Origin of the sequence: Mesorhizobium amorphae CCNWGS0123 (genome assembly GCF_001686985.1) — a bacterium.
Taxonomy (GTDB): Bacteria; Pseudomonadota; Alphaproteobacteria; order Rhizobiales; family Rhizobiaceae; genus Mesorhizobium; species Mesorhizobium amorphae.
Genome location: NZ_CP015318.1, coordinates 2,981,370 through 2,997,048, shown reverse-complemented (window position 1 = coordinate 2,997,048; position 15,679 = coordinate 2,981,370). Strand labels below are relative to the sequence as shown.

17 protein-coding genes and 2 tRNA genes are annotated in these 15,679 nt (G+C 64.6%); 12 read left to right on the top strand and 7 right to left on the bottom strand.

Annotated elements, in window-relative coordinates; genetic code table 11:
• Positions 1-87: 87 nt before the first annotated feature.
• The 4 genes from A6B35_RS13955 (at position 88) to A6B35_RS13940 (ending at position 4,043) form a co-directional block, all read left to right on the top strand.
• A complete protein-coding gene (locus A6B35_RS13955; protein WP_006201524.1) occupies positions 88-1,179 on the top strand; it encodes an ABC transporter ATP-binding protein in 1,092 nt (363 codons plus the stop codon).
• An 83-nt stretch (positions 1,180-1,262) separates the two neighbouring features.
• Positions 1,263-2,375: an ABC transporter substrate-binding protein gene (locus A6B35_RS13950; protein ID WP_006201525.1), complete on the top strand. Its 1,113-nt coding sequence runs from the start codon at positions 1,263-1,265 to the stop codon at positions 2,373-2,375.
• A 24-nt stretch (positions 2,376-2,399) separates the two neighbouring features.
• Positions 2,400-3,233, top strand: a complete 834-nt coding sequence (locus A6B35_RS13945; protein ID WP_040582531.1) for an ABC transporter permease — start codon at positions 2,400-2,402, stop codon at positions 3,231-3,233.
• Positions 3,234-3,236: 3 nt separating this feature from the next.
• Positions 3,237-4,043: an ABC transporter permease gene (locus A6B35_RS13940; protein ID WP_006201527.1), complete on the top strand. Its 807-nt coding sequence runs from the start codon at positions 3,237-3,239 to the stop codon at positions 4,041-4,043.
• Positions 4,044-4,390: 347 nt separating this feature from the next.
• Here A6B35_RS13940 and A6B35_RS13935 read toward each other — a convergent pair whose 3' ends face one another.
• Positions 4,391-4,750, bottom strand: coding sequence for an ArsR/SmtB family transcription factor (locus A6B35_RS13935; RefSeq protein WP_006201529.1), 360 nt, complete (start codon positions 4,748-4,750; stop codon positions 4,391-4,393).
• Positions 4,751-5,183: 433 nt separating this feature from the next.
• Here A6B35_RS13935 and A6B35_RS13930 point away from each other — a divergent pair, with 433 nt between their 5' ends.
• Together A6B35_RS13930 and A6B35_RS36590 are read left to right on the top strand one after the other, a co-directional pair.
• Positions 5,184-5,429, top strand: a complete 246-nt coding sequence (locus A6B35_RS13930) for a DUF982 domain-containing protein (RefSeq protein ID WP_006201530.1) — start codon at positions 5,184-5,186, stop codon at positions 5,427-5,429.
• Between the two features lie 310 nt (positions 5,430-5,739).
• Positions 5,740-6,015 carry a PilZ domain-containing protein gene (locus A6B35_RS36590; protein ID WP_006201531.1) on the top strand — a complete coding sequence of 92 codons (276 nt, stop codon included), beginning with the start codon at positions 5,740-5,742 and terminating at the stop codon, positions 6,013-6,015.
• 333 nt (positions 6,016-6,348) lie between these two features.
• On the opposite strand, the gene A6B35_RS13920 is transcribed toward A6B35_RS36590, so the two are convergent.
• A tRNA-Arg gene (locus tag A6B35_RS13920) sits at positions 6,349-6,425 on the bottom strand.
• A gap of 56 nt (positions 6,426-6,481) precedes the next feature.
• Positions 6,482-6,787, bottom strand: coding sequence for an ETC complex I subunit (locus tag A6B35_RS13915; RefSeq protein WP_006201534.1), 306 nt, complete (start codon positions 6,785-6,787; stop codon positions 6,482-6,484).
• 303 nt (positions 6,788-7,090) lie between these two features.
• Between A6B35_RS13915 and A6B35_RS13910 the strand changes: the two genes are divergently transcribed.
• From A6B35_RS13910 to A6B35_RS34435, 3 genes are all read left to right on the top strand, one after another.
• The gene (locus A6B35_RS13910) at positions 7,091-8,257 is read left to right on the top strand and encodes a flavin-containing monooxygenase (protein ID WP_040582554.1); all 1,167 of its coding nucleotides are present in this window, start codon (positions 7,091-7,093) and stop codon (positions 8,255-8,257) included.
• Positions 8,258-8,366: 109 nt separating this feature from the next.
• Positions 8,367-8,443: transfer RNA gene (locus A6B35_RS13905), tRNA-Pro, on the top strand.
• Between the two features lie 230 nt (positions 8,444-8,673).
• Positions 8,674-8,871: a hypothetical protein gene (locus A6B35_RS34435; protein ID WP_081482111.1), complete on the top strand. Its 198-nt coding sequence runs from the start codon at positions 8,674-8,676 to the stop codon at positions 8,869-8,871.
• 123 nt (positions 8,872-8,994) lie between these two features.
• On the opposite strand, the gene A6B35_RS13900 is transcribed toward A6B35_RS34435, so the two are convergent.
• Positions 8,995-9,819, bottom strand: a complete 825-nt coding sequence (locus A6B35_RS13900; RefSeq protein ID WP_006201537.1) for an alpha/beta fold hydrolase — start codon at positions 9,817-9,819, stop codon at positions 8,995-8,997.
• 118 nt (positions 9,820-9,937) lie between these two features.
• Between A6B35_RS13900 and A6B35_RS13895 the strand changes: the two genes are divergently transcribed.
• Positions 9,938-10,948, top strand: a complete 1,011-nt coding sequence (locus A6B35_RS13895; RefSeq protein WP_006201539.1) for a GlxA family transcriptional regulator — start codon at positions 9,938-9,940, stop codon at positions 10,946-10,948.
• 245 nt (positions 10,949-11,193) lie between these two features.
• Here the strand turns inward: A6B35_RS13895 and hdaA are convergent, their stop codons facing one another.
• Genes hdaA through A6B35_RS13880 form a run of 3 tightly spaced genes read right to left on the bottom strand, consistent with a single transcriptional unit; the run spans position 11,194 to position 13,629 of the window.
• A complete protein-coding gene (gene hdaA, locus A6B35_RS13890) occupies positions 11,194-11,898 on the bottom strand; it encodes a DnaA regulatory inactivator HdaA (RefSeq protein ID WP_006201540.1) in 705 nt (234 codons plus the stop codon).
• Entirely contained in the window at positions 11,898-13,100 is a 1,203-nt protein-coding gene (locus A6B35_RS13885) for an AI-2E family transporter (RefSeq protein ID WP_006201541.1), read from the bottom strand. Before A6B35_RS13885 ends, hdaA begins: the two co-directional genes overlap by 1 nt.
• On the bottom strand, positions 13,072-13,629 hold the full coding sequence (locus A6B35_RS13880) for a CDP-alcohol phosphatidyltransferase family protein (protein ID WP_006201542.1): 558 nt from the start codon (positions 13,627-13,629) through the stop codon (positions 13,072-13,074). Before A6B35_RS13880 ends, A6B35_RS13885 begins: the two co-directional genes overlap by 29 nt.
• Before the next feature lie 260 nt (positions 13,630-13,889).
• On the opposite strand from A6B35_RS13880, the gene purM reads away from it, so the two are divergent.
• Both purM and purN read left to right on the top strand, forming a co-directional pair.
• The gene (purM, locus tag A6B35_RS13875; protein WP_006201543.1) at positions 13,890-14,969 is read left to right on the top strand and encodes a phosphoribosylformylglycinamidine cyclo-ligase; all 1,080 of its coding nucleotides are present in this window, start codon (positions 13,890-13,892) and stop codon (positions 14,967-14,969) included.
• The gene (purN, locus tag A6B35_RS13870) at positions 14,966-15,673 is read left to right on the top strand and encodes a phosphoribosylglycinamide formyltransferase (RefSeq protein WP_006201544.1); all 708 of its coding nucleotides are present in this window, start codon (positions 14,966-14,968) and stop codon (positions 15,671-15,673) included. Before purM ends, purN begins: the two co-directional genes overlap by 4 nt.
• The last annotated feature ends 6 nt before the right edge of the window (positions 15,674-15,679 follow it).

Here is a 15,679-nt window from a genome sequence, read left to right as displayed (position 1 = left end):
AAATTTGCCGATCAGGCGAAAACTATTCGGTTGCGGTGAGGCGGCGCCCTGCCCTACGATTTCAACACGAGTGAGGACGAAGGCAGGATGCAGCAACCCGGCCGGGCCGCAGAGATCAAGGCAATCGGGATCGGCAAGAGCTTCGGCTCGTTCCGTGCGCTGGACAATCTGACGCTCGATATCGGCCGCGGCGAGTTCCTGACGCTGCTCGGGCCCTCCGGCTCTGGCAAGACCACCTTCCTGATGATCCTTGCCGGCTTCGTGAAGCCGAGCGACGGCCGCCTCTTCAGCGACGGCGTCGACATCACCGAGCGGCCGGCCGAGCAGCGCGCCGCCGGCATGGTGTTCCAGGGCTATGCGCTGTTCCCGCATATGTCGGTCGAGGCCAACATCGCCTTCCCGCTCAAGGTGCGCAAAAAATCGGCGGCCGAGATCAAGCGCCGTGTCGGCGAGATGATCGAGCGCGTCGGGCTGAGGGGCCACGAAACAAAGCTGCCGGCGCAGCTTTCCGGCGGTCAGCAGCAACGCGTGGCGCTGGCCCGCGCGCTGGTGTTCGAGCCGGGCGTGCTTCTGCTCGACGAGCCGTTCTCGGCACTGGACAAGAGCCTGCGCGGCCAGATGCAGGCCGAGATGAAGCGGCTGCACCAGGAAACCGGCACCACCTTCGTCTTCGTCACCCACGACCAGAGCGAGGCGCTGGCGCTGTCGTCGCGTGTCGCCATCTTCAACCACGGCAAACTGCTGCAGGTCGGCGCGCCGGACGAAGTCTACGACCGGCCGGCCAACCGCTTCGTCGCCGAATTCCTCGGCGAGATCAACATGCTGCCGCTGAAGGGCGTGCGGGCTGCCGACGATGGTGCTGTCGGGCTTTGCGAAGACCGCGCCGTCAGCCTGCGCGGCAATGCCGACGCGGTCAGCGGTAACGCCATCTTGGCGATCCGGCCCGAGCACATGTCGATCGCGCGCGAAGCGGCGGTGGGCGAGAACGGCATTGCCGCCACGGCAATAGCCTCCACCTATCTGGGTGCAGCGACCAGGCTCGACCTGACGACGCGCCAGGGCGCCAGGGTGACGGTCTCGGTGCCGAACGAGGTTGCGGCGGCCGCACTCAGCAAGGGCAATTCCGTCTGGCTGACCTGGCCGGCGGAAAAAGGTTTCCTGCTTCCGGACGGAGGATGACGACCAAGGCGACGAATCCTCGAGCGATGATTCCGGGACTTGCGCCAACTACCCAAACGACCAACGAAAAAAGGGGAACTAACATGAACGACACCAAGAGAAATGCGATCGAATCCCTTTCCGCCAGGGCAAGGAGCGGCGAGATCTCGCGCCGGCAGTTCACGCAACTGGCGGCGCTGGTGCTGGCCGGCACGCCGATGCTGCTGCGCTCGACCGGCGCCTTCGCGCAGGCCAAGGAATTGGTGCTGGTGAACTGGGGCGGCGACGCCATCACCGCTTATGACGCCGCCTACGGCCAGGCCTTCACCAAGGAGACCGGCATAGCCGTCAAGATGGACGGCTCGGGCCCGACCGAAGGCGCGATCGCCGCGCAGTTCAAGAGCGGCGCGCCGACCTGGGACCTGGTCGACGTCGACCCGTTCTCGGCCATCACGCTCGGCGCCCAGGGCGCTCTCGAGCCGATCGATTATGCCATCGTCGACAAGAAGAAGATGCGCGAGGGTTTTGGCTGGGAATATGCCGCCTCGACCTATTTCTTCTCCTATGTGATCGCCTACGACTCGGAAAAGTACGGCAGCAACGCGCCGACCGGCATGGCCGATTTCTTCGACGTCAAGAAGTTCCCCGGCAAGCGCTCGCTCTACAAATGGGGCGTGTCGAGCTGGGAAGCGGCCCTTCTCGCCGACGGCATCGCCCCGGCCTCGCTCTACCCGCTCGACTTGAAGCGCGCGCATGACAAGATCGCCGCCTTCAAGGAGAACGTCGTCGCCTATTGGGGTGGCGGCGCCGAGAGCCAGAGCGTGCTGCTCAACGGCGAAGCCTCGATGGCCATCGTCTGGTCGACCCGCGCCTCGCTGATCGAGCAGGACTCGGGCGGCAAGATCAAGTTCATCTGGGACCAGGGCCTGATCTCGCCCGGCGCGCTCGCCGTGCTCAAGGGCAATCCCGGCGGCAAGGACGCGGCGATGAAGTTCATCGCCAGCGCCCAGGACCCAGAAAAGCAGCTCGTCATGTTCGACAAGCTCGGACAGGGCCCGGCCAATCCGGCCGCCGACGCACTGATCCCCGCCGACAAGAAGCGCATCAATCCGGTCGACCCCGAGAACATGAAGAAGCAGATCGCGCTCGACATGGACTGGTACGCCAAGAACTACGGGCCGGCGCTCGACGAATACACCAAGATCATCTCGGCCTGACCGGGCTGGGATCATCGGACCGGTATGAGAGGCACCCTCTCCGACAGGATGGGCGCGGCGCTGTTGATGGCGCCGTTGCTCCTGTTTCTTGTGCTCGCCTACGCCTGGCCGTTCCTTGGCGTGGTCAAGTGGAGCGTCACGCTGCCGACGCCGGGGCTTGGACAGTATGGCGCTCTGGCCACCGACCCGCTGGTGCAGTCAGTGTTCATCCGCACGCTGCGCATCGCCTTGATCGTCACTTTGGTGTCGGTGGCAGCGGCCTATGCCATCACCGTCGTCTGGGTGCGCGGCAGCCCGGTGCAGCGGATCGTGGCCGAGTTCTGCATTCTCGTTCCCTTCTGGATCTCGGTGCTGACGCGCGCCTTCGGCTGGGTGGCGCTGCTGTCCAATCGCGGCCTGATCAATACGTGGCTGCAATCGATCGGCTTCATCTCCGAGCCGCTGGCGCTGGTGCGCAATGAATTCGGCGTCATCGTCGGCATGACGCATTTCCTCATTCCCTTCGCGGTGTTTCCGCTGGCGTCTGCCATGCGCAGCCTGGACGACCGCGTGCTTTTGGCGGCGCGCGGGCTTGGCTCCAGCCGCATGCGCACCTTCTGGTCGGTGTTCGTGCCGATGACGCGCTCCGGCATCATCGGCTCGGCGCTGATCGTCTTCGTCTTCTCGCTGGGCTTCTTCGTCACCCCGGCGATCCTCGGCGGCGGCCGCAGCGTGATGATCGCCGAGCTGATCTACCTGCGCATCTTCCAGAGCCCTGACTGGGGCCTGGGTGCGGCGATCAGCGTCGTGCTGGTGCTGTTCGTCGGCGCGCTGATGGCGCTGCTGTTCCGCTACGTGCGGCCGAAGCAGTTGGTGTAGCCCATGCCGACCTATCGCCCCGGACCCGTCTCACTGATCCTCGCCGTCCTGGTGGCGCTGTTCCTGTTGTTGCCGCTGCTTGCCGTCATCCCGGTGTCGCTGACGCCAAGCCGCATGCTGGCGATGCCGACCGGGGAATTGTCGCTGCGCCACTACCGGGCGCTGATCGAGGATCCGCGCTGGATCGACGCCATCCTGCTCTCGATCCGCATCGGCATCGTCAGCAGCGCCATCTCGACGGTGCTGGCGCTCTGCTTCAGCCTTGGCGTCTGGATGTTCCAGCCGCGCTTCACCGCCGCACTCGTCGGCTTCGTTCTGCTGCCGATGGTGGTGCCGCCGGTGGTTTCGGCGATCACGCTCTACTTCCTGCTCACCTCCATCTCGGGCTTCAGTTCGTTCTTTGGCTACGACACCTGGCTCGGCGTTGCCATGGCGCATTCGGTGATGACGGTGCCCTTCGCCACCGTGCTGATCCTGGTTTCGCTCAGCCAGCTCGACCGGCGCATCGACCTTGCCGCGCGTGGCCTTGGCGCCAGCGTGTGGGAGCGCGCCACGCGCATCATCATGCCCAACATCAAGTTCGGCATCGTCACCGCCGCGCTGCTCTCCTTCGTGCTGTCCTGGGAAGAGATCGGCGTGACGCTGTTCATCACCTCGGTCAACGCAATTACACTGCCAAGGCTGATGTGGATGGGCCTGCGCGACAACATCGACCCAGCGATCGCAGCACTCTCGGTGATCCTGATCATCATCACCGTGCTGGTGCTGGCGGTGCGAAGCGCCGTGGCCAGGCAGCGCGGGGGAAACTAGACAAACCTCGCCGAGACGCGGCCAAATCTGCCTAAGTCGTCGGTGACTTCGTCACCGGCCTCGACGCTTATCGGCGTCACGCAGGTGCCGGTGATCACCACTTGCCCCGGCTCGAGTGCTATGCCCAGGCCCGACAGTTCATTGACGATCCATGTGAGCGCAATACGGGGTCGCCCAACCCGGCGGCCGCCGCGCTGTCGATGATCCCGATCATCTCCGCAGCGCCGACAATACCTCAACAGCGGTGGCGTTCCCGACCCAACGCTGTCCGCCTTGACCATCAGCTACGGGCCTTAAGGCCGCGTCGCCGGGCACAGGCGTGCCCGGCGGATACCAGTGTCCGGCCCTCAGGCTGCCTGCGGCCGGCGCTGCCTTTCGGTGACGTACTGCTGATGGCGGCCCGCGAGCGGCCTCTCCTTTGCCAGCAAGCCGTCTAGCAAAGCGAGCAGTTCGCGCGCGGCGGCCGACTTGCAGGAATAGTAGACCATCTGCCGGTCGCGGCGGGTTTCGACGATGCCGAACCTCCGCAACTTGGCAAGATGCTGCGAGAGCGCGGACTGGCTGAGCTCGACTTTATCGGCGAGAACGCCGACCGACAATTCGCCCTCGGCCAGATAGTTCATAATCAAAAGCCGCTTGCCGTTGCCCATTACGGACAGGAAGGCGGCCGCTGTTTCGGCGTTGGAAGTAAGTTGCTTCGAGACCATTTATTTCCCCATATGCCTTGCTCTTCCGAACGCCATGGGGGCAATGGCATCAGACATCCAGAGCATTGCCTGAGCTAACCATCCCATTTTACGGGACGGGGCTCTGCTTCTCGTTTGACCATGATCCTTCTCGAAACAGGTTGCCACCATTCGGGATCATGGCCGGGACAGCATGCGCGATTTTATCCGTTACGCAAGCCGGCGCAGATTCGATCTTTTTGAATCTGCGCCGCCAACAAGTACCAGCGCCGCGCTCTTTCAGCAAGAATATAACGAGTTCTTCGAGCCGCATTTACAGTGCGCCGCATGTTTCGCGACGGCCACAAGGGAGAAATCAGCGGCAACGGGGAGTTCACGGCCAGTTGAGACGCGGCGATGAAACCTAGTGCCGCATGGTGCGTTTTGTTGGGTCATAACAGCAAGGGTTTTACCCATGACCCAGGGATGGTTTTCGAGGCCGGTTCCGGTTTCGGTGGGCATCGCGGGCTCGATCCGGCACATTTCCAATGCACAGCAGGCAGTCGAATTGCTGACAGGCCAATGGCGTGACGCCGGGAGTGCGCAACACGGCTCGGCGCTGCGCGCCTGCCGCCGTGCCATGAGCGGTGATCTTCCGGCCGATGCGGCCATGGATGCGTTTGTCGGCGCAGCCCGTGAGGCGCATGTGCTGGTCGAGTAGGCCGAGTAACCCGCTTGCCGCGTTCAGCGCCGTCGCACGCTGTCGTTGGTTCTGCCTGCCGACCAGAACGGCGGCCGGGGTCGGAAGGTATCCGCAAACGCTTTAGCGACCGCTAACGGAATGGAAACAGCTCTACGATATTAATTGAAATTCAAGTTGCATGAGGTCCGATGCGTGAGCATGCCTGCCACGGTCCGAGCGGCCGCGTGAAGCATCTTCGAGGCGAGGAAGCTGGAAGGCTTAGAGCTGGAAGGCTTAGAGCTGGAAGACTTGGGGCTGCAGGATTTCCGGGAGAGAAGTGAGGTATCGAATGGACCCGTCCGGACCCCGCAAAGAGCGGCGCCTTCATGCACGAGAGATTGTGCTGAAGGAAGCGACCATCACAACGGAGGACGCCGAGATAGGCTGCTCCGTTAGAAATCAGCACGAAAATGGAGCTGAATTGCGCGTCGCTGCCGGCGTGAAAATACCGGATCGCTTTGTGCTTCACATACAAGCTGACGGCGCCACCTATCGCGCCGTCGTCCGGTGGAGGAGAAGCGAGCGCCTTGGGGTGCAGCTCTATGGTGGCTCTCCGGACATTTGACCCATCACGTGCCTCTGCTGCCTCACCGGCCAAGGCGGGCCGATGACGCTCGCGGAACCAAGCCAGTCGGGGCGCGTTCCCTCCTGCAAAGCGAAGGAGGACATCATGCTGCGAGGAGCGCTACTTTGGCTCATCGGGATTCCGATACCGGTCATCATCATCCTGTGGCTTCTGGGCTATCTGCACTAAAGGGTGTTGAGATTCAGGTGATGCCGGCCTGACCTGAATCTCACACCTTGGCCAGGTGAACTTTCCGGCCAACCGCTTCCAGTTTCAGCGCCGCCCGAGTTGTTGAAACACGCTCGCCCCACAAACCCTAAGCCATTGAAATATTGGCGATCCCGACAGGATTCGAACCTGTGACCATCGGCTTAGAAGGCCGGTGCTCTATCCAGCTGAGCTACGGGACCGCTGGCCGGCCGTGCCGGCTGAAGTCTTCACGCCCGGGCGTGCCCGGCAATGCCGGTCAGTGCGTCCAGGGCGTCCTGCGGTCATAGCGGAAATTCTCCGCATAGGAAATCTGCCGGCGCTTGGGTTCCTTCGGTTCCTCGACGCGGAAGGCGAGGCCTTCCTTCTCGGCATAGGCTACCGCTTCTTCCCTGGTGTCGAAGGTCAGCCTGATCTGGCTCAGCATGTCGCCCGAGGTGGTGTAGCCCATCAGCGGGTCGATCTTCTTGCGCTGCGCCGGGTCAAATTCCAGCACCCAATGTCCGGTCTTGGCCTTGCCGGACTGCATCGCGGTTTTGGCTGGGCTGAAAATGCGCGCGGACATGACCACCTCGTTGCTCCCTGGGGCGGACGCTCCAGGCACTCCTGAACCGGCGCCTGCCCTCGAAAAACCCGATTCAGGGTCTCGGGGTCGTGCGCCAACCCGTCATTACTGTGCAATGGCGCCGGCGGCAAGGCCGACAGGTTTTGGGGCCGCGTCGGACGATGATTTCACAATCGCGTCGACACGACGGTTTCACAATCGCGTGGGACGACGGTTTTACAATCGCGTCGAGTTGGCGCGGCGCCGCATGCGGCATATGTCGGATACACTGGCGTGGCAATCACGGTTATGACAATGACGGACATGGTGGCGGAAACCTTGCGGCCCGGCGAGCCGGCAATCTTCGATGGCGCGATCGTGATCGGTGGCGGCGCCGCCGGGCTCGCTGCCGCGCACGCGCTGGTCAAGGCCGGCGTGGCGGTGCAGGTGCTGGAGCGCGAGAACCGGTTGGCCGAGCCCTGGCACCGGCGGCACAAGAACCTGCATCTCAACACGCATCGCGACCTTTCCGCGCTGCCGGGTGTCACCTACCCCACCGGCACGCCCGGCTTTCCGCACCGAACTGCCGTCATCCGCCACCTCAACGAATTCGCCGAGACACACCGGCTGCCGGTTGCGTTCGGCGTTGCCGTGGACGAGATCGTATCCGGCGGCGATCACTGGATCGTGCGGACCAGCACCGGCCCGCGGCGCGCGCACCATGTCGTCGTGGCCACCGGGCGCGACCGCCAGCCTTTCATTCCGCAGTGGAAAGGCATGGAGGGCTTTGCCGGACGGATTGTCCATTCGGCGGATTTCGGCTCGGCCAGGGATTATGACGGCAAGACGGTACTGGTGGTCGGCGCCGGCAATTCGGGCTTCGACGCGCTCAATCACCTCGCCGGGGCGAATCCCGGTCAGATGTGGCTGTCGGCGCGCAGCGGCCCGGCACTCCTGCCCAAGCGCATCGGCCGCAAGATCGCCGTGCACCGGTTTTCGCCGCTGCTGGCGCGCCTGCCGGTGTGGCTCGCCGACGCCGTGATCGCGGCCACGCAGCGGCTCGCCCTCGGCGACCTCACCAAATTTGGCCTGCCTGCATCGCCTTCGGGCGGCGCCAGCCGCCTGGCCGGCGACTACACAGCGATCGCCGCCGACGACGGCGCTGCCGCCGCCATCAAGGCAGGCAGGATCATCGTCGTGCCGCAGTTGCGCGAGTTCACGTCGGACGGCGTCATTCTCGACAATGGCCAGACGATCGCGCCCGACGTCGTCATTGCCGCCACCGGCTACCGCACCGGGCTGGAGACGATGGTCGGCAAGCTCGGCGTGCTCGACGGCAAGGGGGTGCCGCTGTTCAACGGTTCCGACAGCGATCCGAAACTGCCCGGCCTGTGGTTCACCGGCATGCGGCCGAGCATCCGCGGCTGTTTTTCCAATGCCGGCATCCAGGGCGACGCGCTCGCCCGCAGGATCGCCCGGCAGAAGCGCTAGGCGGCGGGCGACCCCGGCGTGCTTTGCACCGTCACGCCGCAGCCGTTTGTTGCGGTTGCGTTTTAGGGGTTGCGCGGCAAGGCCCGGAACCTTATACGCCGCAAGGCCTCGGAGTGTAGCGCAGCCTGGTAGCGCATCTGGTTTGGGACCAGAGGGTCGGGAGTTCGAATCTCTCCACTCCGACCATTTCCCTACACGAACGATACGATCCCGGCGATGACGACAGGTCCGTCGCCTCGGCTGCCATGCTGCCGTTCGATCCCGCGCGGTTTCCTGCAACCGCCGTTGGAGCGCGATTTCAGAATGTATCGTTTTAGCACAATTCCCAATTGCTGGACTTGCGCCGGCCGTCGGTGGTTAAATTTTTGCGTCTGACCAAGGAGGGGACAGGGTCGTAGAACGGGAGGAGACACTGCATGGAATATGAGTTCGAGAGACGCAGTCAAGCTGACGATCAACCATACGAAGTTACCTCTTTCGCCAAAAAATATGGCCTGACGATCCCAGCCGCGGACGCGGTTCTTTTCGCCAAAGGTCCGTCTCGCACGGCATGTGACGCTGCCGCACTGGCATTCCTGTGCGCGGTTGCCGCCAGAAAACAATCGGGACGCTAGCTTCCAGGATACGATAGTGAGGCGCGGCGAAGGTTCTTCTCGCCGCGCATGACCGCCAAAGCGGCCATTTGTCTCCAAAGGCGGCCGCGTCGTGGCCGCCACGCCTGCATCGGCACTGCCGCGTCAGCTCCGGATGAAGGCCAGCAGGTCCGGGTTGATGATCTCCGGATGGGTGGTGCACATGCCGTGCGGCAGGCCCTCATAGACCTTCAGCGTGCCGCGCTTGACCAGCTTTGCCGCAAGCAGGGCGGAATCCTCGATCGGCACGATCTGGTCGTCGCCGCCATGCATGATCAGGACGGGCACGTCGAGCTTCCTCAGATCCTCGGTGAAGTCGGTTTCCGAAAAGGCCTTGATGCAATCGTAATGGGCCTTGGCGCCGCCCATCATGCCTTGGCGCCACCAATTGTCGATGACCCCTTGCGAAACCTTGGCGCCCTCGCGGTTGAAGCCGTAGAACGGGCCCGCCGGAACATCCCGGAAGAACTGGGCCCGGTTGGCGACAAGGGCCGCGCGAAAGCCGTCGAAGACCTCTAGCGGCAGGCCGCCCGGGTTGCTCTCGGACTTGACCATGATGGGTGGCACCGCACCGATCAGCACCGCCTTGGCGACGCGGCCGCCGCCGTGGCGGGCAACGTAGCGCGCCACCTCGCCACCGCCGGTCGAATGGCCGATATGGACGGCATTGCTGAGATCAAGATGTTCGGCAAGTGCCGCAACGTCGGCGGCATAGGTGTCCATCTCGTTGCCGGTCGCGGTCTGCGAGGAGCGGCCATGGCCGCGCCGGTCATGCGCGATGACGCGAAAACCCTTGTCGAGGAAGAACAGCATCTGGTTGTCCCAGTCGTCGGAACTGAGCGGCCAGCCGTGATGGAAGACGATCGGCTGGCCCGTGCCCCAGTCCTTGTAGAAGATCTCGGTGCCGTCGCTGGTGGTGAATGTGCTCATCGTTCTGCTCCTGAAGTTGGTTTGTCGGGGAAGGTTCGCTCCTTCTGTGGACAAGCTAGAGAAGCTCGGCCATGGTGAGGATTGGCAAAACAGACATCGAACGAGGCAAAACTGACAGATGGCCGCTGTGCGTGATTCGGTCGAAATCGGGCTCGTCATCTATCCCGGCGTGCAGCAGGCGGCCGTGCTTGGGCTCACCGATCTTTTCATGCTTGCCGACCAGATGGCGCAGGCGCGCTCGACACAGGCGCCACGGCTTCGCATCAGCCACTGGCAATTGCAGGAGGATGCCGTCATCCGCAGCTTCGACAGCGAGCCGGCGAGCAGCGTGCCCGGGCCCGACAACGGGCCGGCAATGGCCATCCTGCCGCCGACCCTCGGCCAGCCGATCGCGCGCGAAGCGGCTGCGCCCTATGCCGAGTGGCTGAGGGCGCGCCACGCGGCGGGTGCGACGCTGGGCTCGGTCTGCGCCGGCGCCTTCGTGCTTGCCGAAACCGGCCTGCTGTCCAGCCGTGTGGCGACGACGCACTGGGCCTACAGCGAGGCGCTGGCGAAGCGTTTTCCCGATATCCTGCTCGACGCCGACAGGCTGGTCATCGACGATGGCGACATCATCACCGTCGGCGGCTACATGGCCTGGACCGATCTCGGCCTCAAGCTGGTCGACCGAGTGCTTGGTCCGGCGGTCATGATGGCGACGGCGCGCTTTATGCTGGTCGATCCGCCGGGACGCGAGCAGCGTTTCTACAGCCCCTTCGCGCCGCGGCTGAACCATGGCGACGAGGCGATCCTCAAGGTGCAGCACTGGCTGCAGGCAAGAGGCGCGCGCGATGTCACGCTCGGCTCGATGGCCGAGCAGGCCGGCCTGGAGGAGCGGACCTTCCTGCGCCGCTTCCGCAACGCCACCGGCCTCAAGCCGACCGAATATTGCCAGCACCTGCGCGTCGGCAAGGCGCGCGACATGCTGGAAATGACGACGCGATCCGTCGACCAGATCGCGTGGGAAGTCGGCTACGACGACCCCGGCTCCTTCCGCAAGGTGTTCGCCAGGATAACGGGGCTGGTGCCGGGCGACTACCGCAGGCGCTTTGGCGTGGAGCGGGCCACGCAGGCCGGCGAAGAAGGCTGAGGTATGGCAGCGAGCTGGTCGGCCGGCCCGTCCTGAGCATCTGAGGCGGGATCGATACGCCCAATCGGATGACAAAAGAAGGCGAGCTCGCCGGGCGAGGACCCCAACAGCCACAACTCCCGGCGAGCCTACAACCTGATTTGGAACGCAATCAGGACCGGGGGTTAAGCCGGCAAACTGGTATTGCAAGATGGATGCCAGCAATAGCATCCCGAAATGGGACAGCGGCGATGGCCTGCAAGCGCCTAGATCTCGAACTCGCCCTGCCCTTCGTCCATGGCGCTGACGGTCTCGGCGGCGAGCGCGCGGGTGATCGGGGTCTTGCGTTCCAGGGCTATGCGGTCGAGCCGCTCCACGACGCGCATGGCGGTCGCCAGCGAGCGCTCGATGCGCCGAACCAGATATTGCACGACATGCGGCTCGACCTCGACCTGGCGGTCGGCAAACAGCTTTGTGATGACACCGGCGAGCAGGAGGTCGTCGGGCTCGTGGATCTCGACCGTTGCCGCCGCCTTCAGCCGCGAGACGAGGTCAGGCAGCACCACACCCCAGGCGAGCGGGAAACGCCGTGCCGTCAACAGCAGGGTCGAGCCGGCGCCGCGCACGGCGTTGATGAGGTGGAACAAGCCGGCCTCGTCGATCCGCGCCTTGTCGACATCGTCGATCAGCGCCGGCCTTTCGCCGAGGCCGGCGATGCAGTCTTCGATGCGGTTTGCCTCGATCGCCACTGCCTTGGCCCGCGCGTGCCAAATCGAGGCCAGATGCGTCTTGCCCGAACCTGCCGGGCCGGCCAGCACCACCACCGGCGAAGGCCAATCCGGCCAACGGTCGACAAGGGCTGCGGCCTGGCTGTTGGTGCCGGAAACGACGAGCTCGTCGCGCGAATAGCCGGTCCCGTGGCCGAGATCGAGCGGCAGCTGGCGCGGCGGGTCGGTTTTCTGGTCAGCCATCAGGCTTGGCCACGCGGTCCCTTGCGGCGGTTGGCCGGCAGCGGCGGGACAGGTTCGGTGGCATGGCCCTTGTAAAGCGGCGATTCGAGATAGCGGGCAATGGCAAAGCGCACCAGCACGGCAACGGCGGCCGAGGCCGGCACGGCGATCAACAGGCCGACGAAGCCGAACAGCGCGCCGAAGGCAAACAGGGCGAACATCAGCCACACCGGATGCAGGCCGACGCTTTTGCCGACCAGCCGCGGCTGCAGGATGTTGCCCTCGATGAACTGGCCAACGAAGAACACGATGGCTACCGCCACAACCATGGTCCAGTCGGGCCAGAACTGAACGAAGGCAACGCCGACGGCCAGCACCAGCCCGGTCAGCGAACCGACATAGGGGATGAAGGAGATCAGCCCGGCAAACAGGCCGATCAGAATGCCGAAATTGAGCCCGGTGAGCGTCAGGCCGATGGCGTACATGGCTCCCAGCACAAGGCAGAGCGTGCCCTGGCCGCGCACGAAGCCGGCGGTTGCGGTGTTGATGTCCCTGGCGATCGTCCTGACCGTCTGGACATAGTCGCGCGGCACCCAATTGTCGACGATCGCCACCATGCGGTCCCAGTCGAGCAGCATGTAGAAGGCGACCACGGGCGTGACCACGAACAGGCTGACCACCGAGACCAGCGCCACGCCCGAGCTCCAGATCGAGGTGAAGACGGTGGTCAACAGCCCAAAGCCGGAGGTTAGCAGCGAGTTCAGCCCGTCGCGCAGGCTATTGGCATTGACGCCGAATTTCTGTTCCAGCCATTTTGGGTCGTAGCTGGTGATCAGGCCCTGCAAGCGGGTCAGATATTCCGGCAGCTTGCCGGCGAAATCGGCCATCTGCGTGGCCAGAACCGGAACCAGGATGACGAAGGCCAGCACCAGGACGACGATGAAGACAATGAGGATGACCACCGTCGCCATCAGCCGGGAGAGGCCGATGCGCTGCAGCCGGTCGGCGACCGGATCGAGGAAATAGGCCAGCACCATGCCGGCGACGAACGGCAGAAGGATGCTGGAGAAGACATAGAGGAACAGCGCCAGCAGCACGGCCGTGGCCAGCCAGAAGAAGATCTGGCGGCGGAACGCCAGAGACGCAGCTTCGCCGGCCGCCGCGGCCTCGGCGGCCGCTTCGATCGATCCCTGATCAGGTGCCCGGTTTGGAACCTTCGCCATAGCCGCTCATATGCCTCAGCCAGCCCACGAGATAGGCTGCGGCCGAAGCCACGGTCAAGACCCCGGACAGCAATATGAGCGCGGGCCTGAGCGGGTCGAGATGGAGGTCGAAGGCAAGCTCGCCCAGCACCACCGCCGCCAGCACGATCTGGACGGCGGTGTTGGCCTTCGACACGAACAGCGGCTTCATCGCGACCGGATGCGCCATCACGGTCGACAACAGCACCGCGCAGATGATCAGCGCGTCGCGCGACACCATGGTGACGACCAGCCACAGCGGCAGCTCGCCGATGAAGCCCATGACCACGAAAACCGAGACCAGCAGAACCTTGTCGGCCATCGGGTCGAGATAGGCGCCGAGCTCGGAATGCTGGTTGTAGCGGCGGGCGATGAAGCCGTCGACGCCGTCGGAGATGCCGGCGACGAGGAAGCCGGCAAAGGCCCAGCCCCAGTGCGCCTGCAACATGGCCAACACCACGGCGGGCACCAGCACGAAGCGCATGATCGTGATCATGTTGGGGATGGTCAACAGTGTGCCCCGTCGCTTTTGTTTTGTTGATAGATGATGGAGATGGGGAGTGGGCGCAAGAACCAAGCTCCTCATTCTCCGACCTTGGCGATCGGCGAAAGCTGGGGTTGAGGCCAATCTCTCCTTGCGGGGGAGATCGACTCACGCCGAACGCCGCTTTTGTCGGGGGCAAATCTCCCGCGCCGGCGCGTTATCCTTGCGGACCGAAACCGTTCATGCGAAGAGCCCGCAAGCAGAGTGGAAACAGCGACGAGCCAGATATGACGAAGCGCGATACATCCAAGCGCAAGAACGGGCTCACCTATGCCGAGGCGGGCGTCGACATCGATGCCGGCAATCTGATGGTCGAGAAGATCAAGCCGCTGGTGCGCGCGACGCGCCGGCCGGGCGCCGATGGCGAGATCGGCGGTTTTGGCGGCCTGTTCGACCTCAAGGCCGCCGGCTTCACCGATCCGGTGCTGGTCGCCGCCAATGACGGCGTCGGCACCAAGCTGAAGATCGCCATCGACGCCGGCAAACACGATACGATCGGCATCGACCTTGTCGCCATGTGCGTCAACGACATCGTGGTGCAGGGCGCGGAACCGCTGTTCTTCCTCGATTATTTCGCCACCGGCAAGCTCGACCCCGACCAGGGGGCGGCGATCGTCGGCGGCATTGCCGAGGGCTGCCGCCAGGCCGGCTGCGCGCTGATCGGCGGTGAGACGGCCGAGATGCCCGGCATGTATCACGGCAACGACTACGACCTTGCCGGCTTTGCCGTGGGTGCCGCCGAGCGCGGCCAGCTCTTGCCGACCGACGACATCGTCGAGGGCGATGTGCTGCTGGGCCTCGCCTCCTCGGGGCTCCACTCCAACGGCTTTTCGCTGGTGCGGCGCATCGTCGGCGTCAGCGGCCTTGCCTGGAGCGACCCGGCGCCGTTCAACGACGAGTCGACGCTGGCCGAGGCGCTGCTCGAGCCGACGCGCATCTACGTCAAGTCGATCCTCAAGGCGATCCGCAACACGCATGGCATCAAGGCTCTGGCGCACATCACCGGCGGCGGCTTCCCGGAAAACATTCCGCGCGTGCTGCCGAAGGATTTCTCCGCCGAACTCGACCTCGAGGCCATCGAGGTGCCGGCGGTGTTCTCGTGGCTGGCCAAGACCGGCGGCGTCGCGCCGGAAGAGATGATGCGCACCTTCAATTGCGGCATCGGCATGATCCTGGCCGTCGCCTCAGGCCAAGCGGCACAGGTCGCGGCCGTGCTGCAGGAGGCCGGCGAGACGGTGACGCCGATCGGCCGCATCGTGCCACGCCGCGACGCCGGCGTGATCTATCGGGGCTCGATCGGCGTATGAGCAAGAAACGCACCGTGGTGCTGATTTCGGGACGCGGCTCCAACATGACGGCGCTGATTGCCGCGGCCAGCGACCCGGCCTATCCGGCCGAGATCGTCGGCGTCATCTCCGACCGGGCCAATGCCGCCGGCCTCGCCATCGCGCAGGCACGGGGCATCCCGACCAAGGTCATCGTGCGCGCCGACTATGCCAGCAAGGAAGCCCATGACGGGGCGATCGACGCCGCGCTTATCGGCTTCAGCGCCGAGATCGTGGCGCTCGCCGGCTATATGCGCATCCTCGGTGCGCGCTTTGTCGAGAAATGGCTGGGGCGGATGGTCAACATCCACCCTGCCCTGCTGCCCGCCTTCAAGGGGCTGGACACCCATGCCCGGGCACTCCGTGCCGGCATGCGCATCCATGGCTGCACGGTGCATTTCGTCACGCTGGACATGGATGACGGCCCGATCATCGCCCAGGCGGCGGTGCCGGTCATGGTCGGCGACAATGAGGATACGCTGGCCGCGCGGGTGCTGAAGGCCGAGCACCGGCTCTATCCGCTGGCGCTTGGACTGGTCGCCGAAGGCAAGGCGCGCATGGAGAAGGGCCACACAGTGCTCGCGCATTTCGCCGACGATGCGGAGAACGGCACCTCGGTGGTGATGGCGCCGGACCCGCTGCGCGAGGAGCGCGATCTGGAGCAACTGGCGCGGATCACCCCGTAGGAGAGG